Origin of the sequence: Thalassospira australica (assembly GCF_000763295.1) — a bacterium.
Taxonomy (GTDB): Bacteria; Pseudomonadota; Alphaproteobacteria; order Rhodospirillales; family Thalassospiraceae; genus Thalassospira; species Thalassospira australica.
Genome location: NZ_JRJE01000005.1, coordinates 216292 through 231167 on the forward strand (window position 1 = coordinate 216292; position 14876 = coordinate 231167).

Annotated in this window: 11 protein-coding genes; 6 read left to right on the top strand and 5 right to left on the bottom strand. The window is 53.7% G+C overall.

Going from position 1 to position 14876, the window contains the following annotated elements:
* A complete protein-coding gene (locus JF44_RS0105220; RefSeq protein ID WP_033067887.1) occupies positions 1–3468 on the bottom strand; it encodes a pyruvate carboxylase in 3468 nt (1155 codons plus the stop codon).
* A 432-nt stretch (positions 3469–3900) separates the two neighbouring features.
* Between JF44_RS0105220 and JF44_RS0105225 the strand changes: the two genes are divergently transcribed.
* A complete protein-coding gene (locus JF44_RS0105225; protein ID WP_052065470.1) occupies positions 3901–5304 on the top strand; it encodes a cache domain-containing protein in 1404 nt (467 codons plus the stop codon).
* A 53-nt stretch (positions 5305–5357) separates the two neighbouring features.
* Complete coding sequence (locus JF44_RS0105230; protein ID WP_033067888.1) at positions 5358–6029, top strand: response regulator transcription factor; 672 nt, start codon at positions 5358–5360, stop codon at positions 6027–6029.
* 100 nt (positions 6030–6129) lie between these two features.
* Here the strand turns inward: JF44_RS0105230 and JF44_RS0105235 are convergent, their stop codons facing one another.
* The 4 genes from JF44_RS0105235 to JF44_RS0105250 form a co-directional block, all read right to left on the bottom strand.
* Positions 6130–6930, bottom strand: coding sequence for a hypothetical protein (locus tag JF44_RS0105235; protein WP_238318377.1), 801 nt, complete (start codon positions 6928–6930; stop codon positions 6130–6132).
* A 24-nt stretch (positions 6931–6954) separates the two neighbouring features.
* Positions 6955–7314 (bottom strand): TraR/DksA family transcriptional regulator, encoded by a 360-nt coding sequence (locus JF44_RS0105240; protein WP_033067889.1) that lies wholly within the window; start codon positions 7312–7314, stop codon positions 6955–6957.
* Between the two features lie 90 nt (positions 7315–7404).
* Positions 7405–8619 carry a hypothetical protein gene (locus JF44_RS0105245; RefSeq protein ID WP_033067890.1) on the bottom strand — a complete coding sequence of 405 codons (1215 nt, stop codon included), beginning with the start codon at positions 8617–8619 and terminating at the stop codon, positions 7405–7407.
* A 223-nt stretch (positions 8620–8842) separates the two neighbouring features.
* Positions 8843–9142 (bottom strand): hypothetical protein, encoded by a 300-nt coding sequence (locus JF44_RS0105250; protein ID WP_052065452.1) that lies wholly within the window; start codon positions 9140–9142, stop codon positions 8843–8845.
* Positions 9143–9587: 445 nt separating this feature from the next.
* Here JF44_RS0105250 and JF44_RS0105255 point away from each other — a divergent pair, with 445 nt between their 5' ends.
* The 4 genes from JF44_RS0105255 to JF44_RS0105270 all read left to right on the top strand — a co-directional run bounded on the left by JF44_RS0105255 (position 9588) and on the right by JF44_RS0105270 (position 14807).
* Positions 9588–11459: an ABC transporter substrate-binding protein gene (locus JF44_RS0105255; protein WP_238318378.1), complete on the top strand. Its 1872-nt coding sequence runs from the start codon at positions 9588–9590 to the stop codon at positions 11457–11459.
* Between the two features lie 45 nt (positions 11460–11504).
* The gene (locus JF44_RS0105260) at positions 11505–13862 is read left to right on the top strand and encodes an ATP-binding protein (protein WP_033067891.1); all 2358 of its coding nucleotides are present in this window, start codon (positions 11505–11507) and stop codon (positions 13860–13862) included.
* A gap of 341 nt (positions 13863–14203) precedes the next feature.
* A complete protein-coding gene (locus JF44_RS0105265) occupies positions 14204–14428 on the top strand; it encodes a hypothetical protein (protein WP_033067892.1) in 225 nt (74 codons plus the stop codon).
* A gap of 151 nt (positions 14429–14579) precedes the next feature.
* Positions 14580–14807 (top strand): hypothetical protein, encoded by a 228-nt coding sequence (locus JF44_RS0105270; protein WP_033067957.1) that lies wholly within the window; start codon positions 14580–14582, stop codon positions 14805–14807.
* The last annotated feature ends 69 nt before the right edge of the window (positions 14808–14876 follow it).

Here is a 14876-nt window from a genome sequence, read left to right on the forward strand (position 1 = left end):
TTACTCCGTCAATTCGACCAGCAAATCCTTGCTGTCGACCTGTGTACCGGCAGGGGCATGGATTTTGGCCACGGTGCCGTCCTTTTCCGCGTGAACTGCGGTTTCCATTTTCATGGCTTCAAGCGAACACATCACGTCACCCGCCTTGATCTTCTGGCCTTCGGCGACATGCACCTCGACCACAAGACCGGGCATCGGGGCTGCGACATGCAGCGCATTACCGTCTTCGGCCTTTGGCTTTGCCTTGCCCGAACCGGCCAGTGTTTTATCGGCGACCTTGACCGTACGGGGCTGACCGTTCAGTTCAAAGAACACGGTGCGGTTGCCTTCTTCGTCCCCGGCTTCTGATGTTGTCAGATAGCGAATGACAAGGGTTTTGCCCTTTTCAAGATCAACCGAGATTTCCTGATTCTGGTTCATCCCATAGAAGAAGACCGGGGTCGGCAGCACCGAAACATCGGCGTTGTGACTGCGGTGTTCTGCGTAATCAAGGAACACCTTGGGATACATCACATAGGATGCAACCTCGGCATCGCTGATATTGCGATGGGTTTTCTTCTCGATTTCCTTGCGGGTCACCTCAAAGTCAATCGGCGGCAGGGATTTGCCCGGACGGTCTGTCAGGGCCTCGGCACCTTTGAGCACCTTGCGCTGCAGGGCCGGCGGGAAGCCGCCAACCGGCTGACCGATTTCGCCCCGGAAGAAGGAAATGACGCTATCGGGGAAGGTGATATCCTTTTTCGGATCAAGAACATCTTCCTCGGACAAGCCAGAGGTCACCATCATAAGCGCCATGTCGCCAACAACCTTGGAGCTTGGCGTTACCTTGACAACGTCACCAAACATTTTGTTGACCGCAGCATAGGCCTTGGACACTTCGGGCCAGCGATCCTCGATCCCCAATGCACGGGCCTGTTGGCGCAGGTTGGTGTATTGGCCGCCCGGCATTTCATGGACATAAACGTCCGACGTGCCACTGCGAATGTCGCTTTCGAACCCGGCGTAGTAACGCCGGACTTGTTCCCAATAGGTCGAGACTTCCTTGAGCGCCTCGGTCTTAAGCCCCGGATCGCGCGGCTGACCGATATAGTTATTGGCGATTGATCCCAGATTAGGCTGGGATGTCAGACCCGACATGGAATCCATCGCCGCATCGACCGCATCCACACCGGCATCAATGGCGGCAATCACGGTGGCGGCCGAAATGCCGCTGGTGTCGTGGGTATGGAAGTGGATCGGGATATTGACCGTGTCCTTAAGTGCTGTGACCAATTCGGTCGCAGCCGCCGGACGCAAGACACCCGCCATATCCTTGAGCCCAAGAATATGCGCACCGGATGCTTCAAGTTCGCGGGCCATATTCACATAGTAATCAAGGTTATATTTCGGACGGTCCTTGTCATAGATATCGCCGGTATAACAGATGGTCGCTTCGCAGAGTTTGTCGGTTTTCAAAACCGATTCCATCGCGACCTTCATGTTTTCAACCCAGTTGAGGCTATCGAACACGCGGAACACATCCATGCCGTGTTCGGCCGCCTGCTTGACGAAGTAATCCACCGCATTATCGGGATAGTTGGTATAGCCCACCGCGTTCGAGGCGCGCAGCAACATCTGTGTCAGGATATTGGGCACCCGTTCGCGCAGCTTGACCAGACGATCCCACGGATCTTCTTTCAGGAAGCGCATGGCAACATCAAAGGTCGCCCCGCCCCAGCATTCGATTGAAAACAGTTCCGGCAGACCGTGCGCGTAATAAGGCGCAATTTCGAGCATGTCATAGGTGCGCATGCGCGTTGCCAAAAGTGACTGGTGGGCGTCACGCATGGTGGTGTCGGTCATCAGGACGCGTTCCTGATCCTTCATCCAGCGCGAGAAACCTTCTGGTCCCAACTGATCCAGCTTTTGCTTGGTGCCCGGACGGATTTCGCCAAGGTCAATCGACTTTGGCATCACCGGATCATGCAGATTGGTCGGCACCACGCGGCCTTCGACTTCCGGGTTGCCATTGACCGCGACTTCACCGATGAAGCGCAGCAAACGGGTGGCACGGTCCCGGCGGCGGACGAACTTGAACAGATCAGGCGTTTCGTCAATGAAGCGCGTGGTATATTCACCGGCCCGGAATTTCGGGTGGTTGATCAGGTTTTCAAGGAAGGCCAGGTTGGTGGCAACACCACGAATACGAAATTCGCGCAGCGCACGGTCCATCCGGTCGACCGCTTCGCGCGGGCTACTGCCCCATGCGGTGACCTTTTCGAGCATACTGTCATAGAACGGCGTGATCACCGCCCCGGAATAGGCCGTGCCGCCATCAAGACGAATGCCAAAACCATTGGCCCCGCGATAGACCTTGATGATCCCGTAATCGGGGACAAAGTTATTTTCCGGGTTTTCGGTGGTGATACGGCACTGAAGCGCGTGATCGCGCAGCTTGATCTTTTCCTGCCAGGGGATGCCGGTTTCGGACGGGAAACCGATGCGTCCACCCTGGGCGATCAGGATTTGCGCCTTGACCAGATCAAAGCCGGTGACACATTCGGTCACGGTGTGTTCGACCTGAATACGCGGGTTGACCTCGATGAAATAGAATTTGGATGTATCAACATCCATCAGGAATTCGACCGTTCCGGCGTTCACATAATCAGCCGCCTTGCCCAGACGAATGGCCGCGTCACAAATCTCAGCACGCTGTTCGTCATCAAGATAGGGGGCTGGTGCGCGCTCGACCACTTTCTGGTTGCGGCGCTGAACGGAACAGTCACGTTCATAAAGATGGACAAGGGTGCCATGGGTGTCGCCCAGAAGCTGCACCTCGACATGGCGGGCGCGGCGGATCAGCTTTTCAAAATAGACCTCGCCATTGCCAAAGGCGGCTTCGGCTTCGCGGCGTGCGGCCAAAACCTGCCCTGCCAGATCCTTGCCATTCTCAATAACGCGCATGCCGCGGCCACCACCCCCCCAGCTGGCTTTGAGCATCAGCGGATAGCCGATTTCCTCGGCAATGCGGGTGACTTCTGCCATGTCTTCTGGCAATGCACTGGATGCCGGCATGACCGGAACACCGGCACTTTCGGCCAGATTACGCGCAGATACCTTGTTGCCAAGGGTGCGCATGACGTCTGAATCCGGGCCGATGAACTGAATGCCGGCCTCGGCACAGGCATCGGCAAATTCCGGGTTTTCTGACAAAAAGCCATAGCCGGGATGAATTGCATCGACACCGGCATCGCGTGCAACACGCAGGATGTCTTCGATATCAAGATAGGCGCGAATGGGTTTATTACCCTTGCCCACCGTATAGCTTTCATCAGCCTTGAAACGGTGAAGGGCGAAACGGTCCTCGTCAGAGAAGATCGCAACAGTGCGAATGCCAAGTTCGTTGGCGGCTCGCAAAACACGAATCGCAATCTCGCCACGGTTGGCGACCAGAAGTTTACGGATACGCTTTGGTGCTGAACGCGTCATGGACACCGGGCTCCTACCACATTTTCCTGGCAGGAACGTGCCTGTGCGCGCCTGCCAAAACCAAGTGAAACGCCACGATATGGTCCCGGAATGCGTTGCGGTGCGGGATGCCTGCAACGCCATACCTAATGTGGCGATACGGGATGCCTGCACGCTGAGTTCTTGTGCAATGCATCCAGAGCTTTTGGCGCCCGGTGGGCAGGCGACAATTCTGGTATATGCGCATTGCCCTCTCCCTGTCAAAGCATGATCTCGTTAATTGGTAATACCAATTCCAGAAAAACCCGACCAGTTTCTTTTCACCATGCGGAACAAATCGCCTTAACAGACGAGGCCGACAGTCTGCCAAGCCGCGATCTTTCGGCGACTTTTGGTGCGAATATGCTATTGTCCGCCCAAAGGAAAACCCGAAATCCCGAAACGGTTGCGCCCATGCCGAAGCTGAATCTTCGACTAAAGTTTTTGCTGCTTTCCATCCTGCCGCTGGTTCTGGCGGCCTCTGCGATCTCCTGGCTGGTCTTTGCCCAGGCAGAAAGATTGGCCGAAGCCGAGATCAGAACCTTTGAACGCAACATCCTGCAAGCGCGCAAGGAAGAGCTCAAAAGCTACCTCGAACTGGCGATGGCCTCGATCGACCACATCTATTCGGTGGCAAGCCCGCTTGATGCGGTGTCCAAGGAACGGGTCAAGGCGATCATCGAGGATTTGTCTTACGGTGAAGATGGCTATTTCTTTATTTATGATCGCGATGGCACGGCACTGGTTGATCCGCCGCAGCCCTGGCGTCAGGGGCGCACATATTGGAACCTGCGCGATATTAACGGCAACACCGTTATTCAGGCCCTGATCTTTAATGCCGAAAAGGGCGGCGATTTCCTGCAACATGTCTGGGAAAGACCATCGACGGGGGAACCCACCGAAAAGATCACCTATTCCCTGATGCTTGAAAAATGGGACTGGATGATCGGCACCGGAATATACATCGACGATATTTCAGAACAGGTTGCCGAAATCGAGGCCGAAGTTTCAACCCACATTCGCGAAACCACGATTTCCATCATCGGAGTGACCATCCTTGCCGTGCTTCTGGTCGGCATATCGGGCACGGTTGTGACCCTTTCGGAACGCAAACTGGCCGATGCCAAGCTCAAGGAATTGACCCACCGCGTTGTCGATGTTCAGGAACAGGAACGCCTTCGGGTATCGCGTGAATTGCATGACGGGATCAGCCAGATACTGGTGTCGGTGAAATATTCCGTTGAAACGGCCATCGCGCGTATCACGCAAAAACACGACAATGCGATGGAACCCATGGAAAAGGCGGCCAAACGCCTGCAGGATGCCATCCATGAAGTGCGCCGAATTTCACGCGACCTGCGGCCGGCCGTTCTTGATGATCTTGGCCTGAAACCCGCGATTGAAAGCATGTGCGCCGAACTGCAGGACCGATCGGGCATCCTGTTTGAGGTCAAATGTGACAACATCGACGCCCAGCTTGATATCAGCAAAAAGACCACGCTGTATCGCGTCCTGCAGGAAACGCTGACCAATATTGAACGCCATGCCGACGCAACGGTCGTGAAGATCACCATCAAGCACGAAGGCAAAAGCATTGTCATGCGGATCGTCGATAACGGGGTTGGCTTTGAAACCAATCGATATATCCGAAACCGTGATCCGCGTGCAGGCATCGGGCTTCGCAACATGCGTGAACGCATGGAATTCCATGGCGGCGGGCTTTCTGTGCGCTCCGAACCCGATGACGGGACAAAGATCACTGCATTTATTCCCGCATCAGGCCAAATTGCCCTATCGGCAGGCCCTATCAGCGGGTAATCTGGTCCTGCTCCTAAAACCCGACAGCCACGTGACAGGAACGCGTTCGATCCATGACCAATGCCAATCAAGCCTATTCCACCGACCGGCCTTTGCGGATTTTGCTTTGTGATGACCACGCCCTTGTAATGGATGGCATCCGGTCGCGACTGGAATGTTTTGAACATATTAACATCATTGGCGAAGCCGGAAATGGGGCCGAAGCGCTTGTACTTGCGGGTGAATTGCATCCGGACATCGTCCTGATGGATATCTCCATGCCGGTGATGAACGGGCTTGAAGCAGCAGAAAAATTCCGCGAAACCCTGCCCGACACCAAGGTCGTGATCCTGTCGATGCATGAAAACCCGGAATATCTGCGCACGGCACAACAGGCGGGCGCAAAGGGCTTTATCCTAAAAGACGTGTCATCCAATGACATGGTCCGCGCGATTGAGACCATCGCCAATGGCGGCGAGGCTTATAGCTCGACATTTGATCGTATCAGCGAGCGCAATAACAGCAGCGAAGATGGCGTACCACTGACATCGCGCGAGCGGACCGTCTTGCGATTGCTGGCCAAAGGGGCAAGCAACAAACATGTCGCACGCGAACTGGACATCAGTGTGCGAACTGTTGAAACCCATCGCCGCAACATCAAACGCAAGCTTGATATTGATAGTTCGGCGGGCCTTGTGCGCTATGCGATTGAAAAGGGTCTGGTGACCCTTGATGCGAACGGCTAGATACAGCTGTATCATCAAGCGACCTCGGTTTTGCCCGAAGCGACTGTCCGCGATCCGGTCCAGAATCAAAACTCATTCAAATCATCGTCCCGATCTCATATTACCTGACGGCATCCTGCAACGTGGTCTGAAACGCCGATTTTGGCCCGCATGCCAGCGAGAGTTTTTCATATTCGCGCGGGGTATCAATTTGCCGGTGTTTTTCCCGGCTGCGTCGGCGGATATCATTAAGACGGCGTTTGAAATCACGGCTATATTCGGAAAGCAGCCGCCGGATCGCACCGGGCACATTATCGGCTGACAGTGGATACATCGCGCCGACCTTGCCGACAATGTCGGCAACCAGATCATCAAGGGCGGCCCGAATATCGGCTTCCATGCCCTGATTGATCTTCACATGTTCGCCTTCGTGGGCATAGACCACATCATATTCGCATGTGCCGCGGTCAAGTTCAGATGCGATATAGACAAGATGTTTGACCACATCGACCTTCGGGGTCACCCGCACAGGGTCCAGACAATAGCGCCTGCCACCAACGTCGCGGGGTTCAAAGCGCATGTCGAAACTCGCCTGGACCTCATATTCTGTCAGGCCGGTGACAAGGTAACGGGCATTCCCGCCCGCACGACTGTTAAGCCATCTGACAGATCGATGGCGATCAAGCATCGGGTCCATATGATTAAATTCAAGAAAAGCCTGCGGTGACCGAACAGGCCCACAGGTTCCTTGGGCGTTTGCGGGATTACTCATGCCTGCCACGACAAGAAGCCCCAAAGCCGCGAACACCATCTTTATGGCACGCTGCGCGTTCAGATGGTTGAGATGCCCCAAGACTGGCAAACAGCTTCTCCCGTTTTCATGCAGATCCTGCGCAACAGATTGGCCGAACGCAGTATTCATGGACATCCTGTTTACGCCCCGGTGTCAGGTATGGCGCACCCGATCGGCACATTCAACACACAGGGGCGTGGTCGGATCAAATTCCAGACGTTTCGCCTGAATAGGCTCACCGCAGTTGTGGCAATGCCCATACGCGTCATCATCCATCCGCGACAGGGTCTTCTCGATCCGGGCAAGTTCAGCGGTTCGGCGGCGTTCCTGTTCAAGATGCATTTCCTGATTTTGCAATGCATCCATTCGTGACAAACGCCCGACGGCCTGTTGATCAAGCTCAACCGGCTTGCGGTAGTCCTCTGAGTGATTGGAATGCGCCAGAATGTCAGCTCGCCGCTTTTGCAGACGTGCGCGTAACTTTGCGAGATCAATATCTGTTCGGTCCGTCATGCGAAACCTCGTGGGTTGTTGTTCTTGTTCCTTTTACATATGGGAACTTCCCGACCGGTTTCGCCAACCCCAATGCGGAAATCACCACAATCAGGTGCAGTTTCCGCAAGCATCTACCAGTTTCTCAAGCGCTGCCTTGGCCTCGTCATCATCCAGGCCTTCGGATTTGATGTTCTTTTGGATTTTACAGCAAAGCGCCGGGCCATCCGGGAATGGTTTATCCGTCCAGAACGGCGCAGTGGTGCCGAAATATCCCGCCTGATCAAGGAAAGAGACCCCGTAATAATAGGCGGCCCCGACCGAGTTATAGAATGTCGGATCATCAATGAAGCCGCCATCCGGGGTCATGGATTTGGTCAAACACCAGTGCAGCACCAGTGCGATATCTTTGGAAGCCGCTTTTTGGGTGGCGCTATCGACCTGATCCCAACCAAGATCAAAAATCTTGGTCACATCGTAATTGTTGTGATTGTTGAAATCACCGTTGTGCTTCCAGCCAAACGGGTATGCCCCGTCACGTATGGCAAGGGTGGTCTGGAAAATCTCGGGCCATAAATCAACCTTGCCATGCTGGTAGGAAATATTGTGGAAAGTCAGGCTCAGATCACTGCTTTTCAACACACCCTGGTCGCGCGTATCAAACCAGCCGCCCCAATATCCACTTTCGCCATCCTGCCATTCATCAAGCCAGGACTTGTAGGCATTGATATAGGCATCGGTCAGGTCAAAGCCTTTTACGTTGTTTCGGAAATAATCGCGGATCTCACTTTTAAAGCACATTTGGGACAGGCTGGCCGTCACCGCACCCAGCGCATCACGGCGATCGATCCCATCGTCAAAAATTCTTGAGGTTTTCTGACCTTCAAGCCAGGAAATCATTTTTTCCGGCGTTGCAATCGGCGCCAGAAACGCAAACGGATATTCCGGTGGCTGCCCGGCATCCGCCAGCGTGTTGACCGCATCGATCATCGCGTCGACCTTCAGGAACCACTGATCATAACAAGGCCCCCACGACCCGTCGCTTGCCACTTGCTTTTCGGCCCATGCCTGATCGGGATTGTCCAATGACCTGGCAAATGCATCCAGCTTTGTCTCAAGCGCTTTCCAGTCTGCGGTGTAAAGCAACAACCACTTGCATTCGATCATCTTCTGATCAGATGCCGCCATGCTGTTGCCTGTTTTCTGGGCGGCAATCAGTCGATCCTGCAACGGGGCCAGTTTGGCTGTGAAACTGGCTTTCTGTGCAACATAATCGGGATCAAATACGCAGAACTGTTCGGTGATCAGCGTGCTGAAATCAGTCATTAATACGCCCCCTTGATGCCGCCAATCCTTGGCGGACTACCCCATGTTTATCCCGCAACATATAGTCGGCCCCAATCACCGCGTGAATGCGGACCACCTCATACCAATCCGAGAATGACAAAAATCACAGCATTGCCAAAGCATTATCCGCTTACCTCATTCAGGCAAGGGATGTCGCGATGCGAATATCCGGGGAAAATGGCGTGTGGCCTATCGCCTGACTCTAGTCCTCCAATAGCCAGTTGCGGATTACCCGCAATGCCTGATCAGGATCTGTATCGACCAGTTTGGCGGCGATATTGGCCTTTTTGCGATCAATCATGCCTTCAACGCCTGCAACACTGAAATTATCCGGATCGTCATTGACAGGGATCATTGAACCAGTTGTCGTTGACCCGCGTAATTGGTCACGCAACCGTGTATCCGACCCCGGCTCGTAGCGCGGTATCGGTGCCATTGGTTTGGGACCGGGCAAGAAAGACGGCGCACCATTCGGTTGGTCCGGGTCGTCAGATCGCGTCATCACAGAACCTTCGTCGTGTTTTTGGGGCAGTTTTATACATCGGGCGGAATGAGCAAACTTCAAACACAAAATAACATCATGTCACAGAACACTATCGGATATTTCTATTGTTATGGCCTATTATATAGACTCAAACTTTGATATGCGGTCGTGTCGGATGAGATTATGGGTGTGAGAATTCAGGTTACTGTCGGCGCAAATATTCCGACCAATGCCTCAAAATCTCGCCAAACACCTGATATTTGACCGTTTGGCGCATGCTAATGGCTTAAAAATACAGTCAATTACACATTTTGTACTTTAACAACTACGCATATGTATTTAGGTTGATGGTTTAATGGGCTACCACTTTTGAGTAGCACTCTCGATACCTTTGACTATAGGCATGGAAACCATGGGGACGCGGTTCTTTTTGAAGCACTTTACTTTTGTCATAGCCGTCGCAATGGCCATACTTTTGGTTAGGACGGACACGGCAGGTGCTGTTGAATTCGGTGAAGCCCCTGTACTTAGCCAGAAGGTAAAGAACGGCATATTGCCGCCGGTCAAGGACCGTTTGCCGACGACGCCAATGATCGTAAGCCCCAACGACCGGATCGGCACCTATGGTGGCACCTGGAAAATGGCGCAGCGCAATAAGCGCGACCATGCGCTTTTGATCCGTAACATCGGCTATGAACCACTTCTGCGCTGGACGCCGCAATGGTCATCAACGATTCCCAATGTCGCCCTGTCCTTCCAACCCAGCAGTGACGCGACAGAATTCTTGTTTCGCTTACGCCCTGGCATGCGCTGGTCTGATGGCGCGCCCTTTACAGCCGCTGACATTGTTTTCTGGTACGAAGATATTCTGATCAATCCGGCCTTTGCCGAAGCCATTCCGGAATGGCTTAGCTCTGGTGGTGAAACAGTCCAGATTGAAGCGATTGACACATACACTGTCGCCTTCCGGTTTGATAAACCATACGGTCTTTTCCCCACCGCACTGGCCCGGCCAGAAGGTGTCGAGCCGGTAAGCTATCCGGCACATTTTTTGAAACCGCTTTTGCCCAAGTATAATGCCAATGCTGATGCCGAGGCCCGCGAACTGGGCTTTGATGGCTGGAAAGAACGGTTCATTCATGTGTTTGGCCAGCCTGGCACCATTGACGATCCGACACGCTGGAACAACCCGGATGTCCCGACACTGAATGCCTGGATCCTTACCGGTGTTTATGGCCAAGACGATCCGTTGATCGCCACCCGCAATCCCTATTACTGGAAAATTGACCCGACCGGGCGACAACTGCCCTATATCGATTCTGTCTCGATGACCCTTGTCCCGTCCAAAAAAGCAGCCGGGGATGCCGCAATCGCGGGTTTGGTCAACATGCAAGAACGCCACGTCAGCAATTATGCCCCAGAAATTCTTGCCCAGAATCCTGATCTGCAGCCATTTACGCTGATCGAAAGCGACATGAATATCCTGACGCTGTCGCTTAACCTTAATGACAAGGACCCGGTCCTGCGTAAGATTTTCCAAACAAAGGATTTCCGCGTTGCATTATCCCACGCGATAGACCGGGACCGCATCATTGACCGTTTTGTGCCCGGTGCCAGACCCCATCAAGCGGCCCCGCGTCCGGAAAGTCCGCTTTATCACACGGTTCTTGCCCGGCAGTTCATTAACCATGATGTCGAATTGGCCGAGAACCTGCTGAACAAAATCGGGCTTACCCGAAAAAACGAAAATGGCATCATCTTGCGACCGGATGGCAAGCCCCTGTCGTTTACGATTGATACCGAGGGGGCTGGTCGATTTGCAATGGTTGATGCCATCGTCCAATACTGGCGCGCCTTGGGAATCGATGCAAAAGCCCGCCACCTTCCCCGGGATGAATTCGTTGCCTTGCGTGAAGCCAATGATCACCAAGCCAGCGCCTGGGGCGGTGATGGCGGTCTTGATGCGATGGTTATTCCGATCAATTACCTGCCGATGTCGTCAGAATCATCCTGGTATGCGACCGGCTGGGCGCACTGGTACCTTAACTCCGAAAGCATCGATGCTGTCACACCACCCGACATCGTGCAAAAGCAGTTCTCTCTTTATGAAGAACTCAAGGCGACGGCGAGCACAGAAAAACAAAATCAACTGATGCGTGATATCCTCGACATCAGTGCAAATCAGTTTTACGTTATGGGCATTGCATTGCCGCCAAACCGCAGAGGCGTTGTTGCGCGCAACTTCCATAATGTCCCGAAAGTGATGCCTGCTGCCTGGAGTTATGCGACACCTGCACCAACAAACCCAAGTCAGTATTTTATTGAGCCAAAGTAACAATACTCAGTAAAACAAGGTGTTAATCGGGGGGGACGAGGTCACTTGAAGAAGCTGTTTGACAGGATGATCGGCAGTTTGGTTTTCAAAATCGCGCTTGCGATTATCATTGTGGAAACCATTCTTCTTAGCCTGTTTGGTGGCTATTATGTTCAATACTTCGGTGCGGAAATCGACCGCCGAATTGCCGAGCAAATCAGCAGCCCCGGCCGCCTCATCCAGCAAGAACAACTTAAAATCTCTATCTTGAGTGACCCCGAGCAGATGGAACTGCTGCTCGGAAAGCATTTCAGGCAAGCGCTGGCGATTGGTTTTGACGGGACGATCTATCATTCGACGGACCCGATGATGATCGGCCGGTCGGTCAATGATTTGCGAAACTTCCCGTCTGACCAACTTAGACCTGACCTGACCGAACAGGTGCTGATGACCGTGGATGATGCAAGCGGACACAGCATGGTCAGCATCACCCCCATCTTCAACCTGAATGCCAACCAGCCCTTCATGTATGTCTTCCTCAAGGTGTCCACGCTTGGGCTTGAGGAAAGCCAACGTCAGATGCAAACGGTGCTGGTCGTCGGGTCAGCGATGTGCATTTTCATGACCTCGGCGCTGATCTTTCTGTTTACCCAGCAGACCGTCCTCAATCGCCTGATCACCGCAGCCCAGTTCGTCAACAAAATCCAGATCGGCAAGCTCAGTTCACGGCTGACACCAATGGGGCGTGATGAAATCGGCACACTTGAGCGCGGCCTGAACGCCATGGCCGAAAGCCTTGAACGGCGCACCAAGCAACATCAGGTCGCACAAGAAGCATTGCGCGACAGCGAAGAACGCTTCCGCGACTTTACGCTGTCGTCTGCTGACTGGTATTGGGAGATGGGCAGTGATCTCAAGATCGCCTTTGCCTCCTACAAGTTCTATCAGCTGATCGAAGAAATTAACGGCTCCCCCCAGGGGCAGTCATTTGATCAACTTGGCCTGCAACCGGAAAGTCCTGATGGCTGGCGCGACCTTAAACACCATCTGGATGAACATACGGCCTTCCATAACATTGAGTTTTCCTGGACCTCCCGCGACGGCGAAAAACATTACGGGCGCATCAACGGCGTACCGGTTTTTGCCCTTGATGGCAGCTTTAATGGTTACCGCGGCACGGGCAGCAACATTACCGATCAACGCCGTGCCGCCGAAGAGCAGCACGCCCTGCAACGCCAGCTTGCGACGTCGCAAAAGCTTGAAGCTGTTGGTCAAATGGCCGGGGGCGTTGCCCATGAATTCAATAACTGTCTTGCCGGTATTCTGAGCTTCGCCGAAGTCGCGCGGGCAAAAATCGATGACCCTGAAAAGGTCAGAGAATATCTTGAGCACGTCATTTCACTGGGCGAACGCGCCACCAGCGTTGCCGACCAGCTTTTAATGTTTTCGCGCCGCAGGATCGATCAACCCAAGAATGTGCGGGTCGAAAGCATCTTTTCAGAAATGGAACAGTTGCTTGTCACCTTGCTGGAACACCGGATTGATCTGCAAATCTGGTCAGATGCACCCGATCTTTATACCCGTGTTGACCCGACACAGCTTTCAGCCTGCATCCTGAACCTTGCCATCAATGCGCGTGATGCCATGCCCGATGGCGGAACTTTGCAAATTTCGTGTCGCAGCATTGATATCCCCCCCGCAGCCCGACGCAATGACGACGAGGACGAAGACTTTTATCCTCTTGAGGTCGAGGGACAGTTTGTTGTCATCACGGTTCAGGATACCGGAACCGGCATCCCTGATGAGATCATCAACAATATTTACGAACCCTTCTTTTCGACCAAGGAGCCGGGCAAGGGCACGGGCCTTGGCCTATCGATCGTCCATAGTTGGGTTGAAGAGTCCAAAGGCTTTATCAATGTCGAAAGCATCGAGGGTGAAGGCACGACATTTTCGGTCTATCTTCCGCGCTCTGAACCGGGCACCGACCCGGTGGATACCGTTAGTGACCCTGGCGAATTTCCGGGCAATGGCGAACGCGTTCTGGTCGTTGATGACGAGCTGTCCTTGCGTACAACAGCGCAAATTATCCTGAGCGATGCCGGTTATCAGACCGAAACCGCCAAAAGCACCGAAGAAGCGCTTTCGATGCTCAAACAGGCAAATGACAGTGATCCATTTGACGTTATTCTGACTGACGTCGTTCTGCCCGGCCGAACCGGGCCGCAACTGGTTATCGAGGCGCTACGCCACAACCCGCGCTATGGCGTGGTGTTTATGTCGGGCTATCCTGCACGGTCGCGCAAGGAACTTGAAAACCTTTTGGGCAACCATGTCTTTATCAAAAAGCCGTTCAGGCCAGCACAGCTTCAAAAAGCTGTCCATGATGCGATCGCGACAACCAAAGAGCGCGTCCGGACTTAGAGGCAGGGTCAATACAGGGCCGGGGCCGGGGCTGGAGTCAGGGATCAGGGACGGGACCTGGACCTGGACCTAACGACTGTTAAAACGGCCGAGTCCCCAACCACAGCAATCCTTGCCGACCACCAACATCGCCAGTTGGTTAAAAAAATCTTACCCGTCCACCTTCCTCAAAATGCTTGTAAACCAAGTAATTGCAATGCCCGTACGCACCGCAGACAGGACCGGTGTGACAACCGTCACTTTTTCGGGCATCGTTACGCCATACCTTAATCATCAGGCAGTTTTGATGATCCCAGTGATGGATAAAGGTAGTTCTCCATCAGGAATGTGATGAGGTCAGGATGATCGGTTCGGTTCAAGGTTCAGGACTTGGTTCAGCGGCACAGGCCGTCAATGAGGCGATTACGCCAAACGGTGGTGCAAGTCCGTCGCTCCCATTCGCAGCCGCAGAAGGCGCGATCAACAAGGCGACCGGTCTGGCAAAAGTCATCGGTTCAATCGTGACAGAACACCAGCCGCTTGAAACCAGCGGCAACCGTGGCACCAAAGTTAATATCCTAACGTGATTTTCCCTCTCGTTAGCTTCCTCCGGGGGTGGTCAAGTGACCACCCTTTTTTCTGTCTGAAATGCGCGCTCATCCTTTAGGCCAAGCACGGTCATGACAATTTATCGTTCACATGATAATCTGCCGATTGGCATAAAACGTGGATGGCAAGATGACCACCAACAGAATTGGCACAGGCTCCTCCCATACCGGGCTTCAGGATGCACGCAACCGCCCGCAAGGCGGGATAGCGTCGCGTGGCCGCGTTGGTGCGAATTCCGATCAGCCGTCATCGGACAGTTTCATCGCGTCCCAACTTGCCCGCCTGCGCAATCTGATCGCAACCGATCAAATCGACCATAATGCGCGGCGTGGCACCTATCTGAATATCGTTTTGTAAAACCTAGAGTCTATTCCGATTAGGTTGCATCGCAAAAGATCGGCCCATCGCAAAAGAAAAGGCGGGCCG

Bases quoted from the DNA above. Each gene is read 5' to 3' on its own strand.
- JF44_RS0105220 (WP_033067887.1), bottom strand. From the start codon at position 3,468: ATGACGCGTTCAGCACCAAAGCGTATCCGTAAACTTCTGGTCGCCAAC.
- JF44_RS0105225 (WP_052065470.1), top strand. From the start codon at position 3,901: ATGCCGAAGCTGAATCTTCGACTAAAGTTTTTGCTGCTTTCCATCCTG.
- JF44_RS0105230 (WP_033067888.1), top strand. From the start codon at position 5,358: ATGACCAATGCCAATCAAGCCTATTCCACCGACCGGCCTTTGCGGATT.
- JF44_RS0105235 (WP_238318377.1), bottom strand. From the start codon at position 6,930: ATGAATACTGCGTTCGGCCAATCTGTTGCGCAGGATCTGCATGAAAAC.
- JF44_RS0105240 (WP_033067889.1), bottom strand. From the start codon at position 7,314: ATGACGGACCGAACAGATATTGATCTCGCAAAGTTACGCGCACGTCTG.
- JF44_RS0105245 (WP_033067890.1), bottom strand. From the start codon at position 8,619: ATGACTGATTTCAGCACGCTGATCACCGAACAGTTCTGCGTATTTGAT.
- JF44_RS0105250 (WP_052065452.1), bottom strand. From the start codon at position 9,142: ATGACGCGATCTGACGACCCGGACCAACCGAATGGTGCGCCGTCTTTC.
- JF44_RS0105255 (WP_238318378.1), top strand. From the start codon at position 9,588: ATGGCCATACTTTTGGTTAGGACGGACACGGCAGGTGCTGTTGAATTC.
- JF44_RS0105265 (WP_033067892.1), top strand. From the start codon at position 14,204: ATGATCGGTTCGGTTCAAGGTTCAGGACTTGGTTCAGCGGCACAGGCC.
- JF44_RS0105270 (WP_033067957.1), top strand. From the start codon at position 14,580: ATGACCACCAACAGAATTGGCACAGGCTCCTCCCATACCGGGCTTCAG.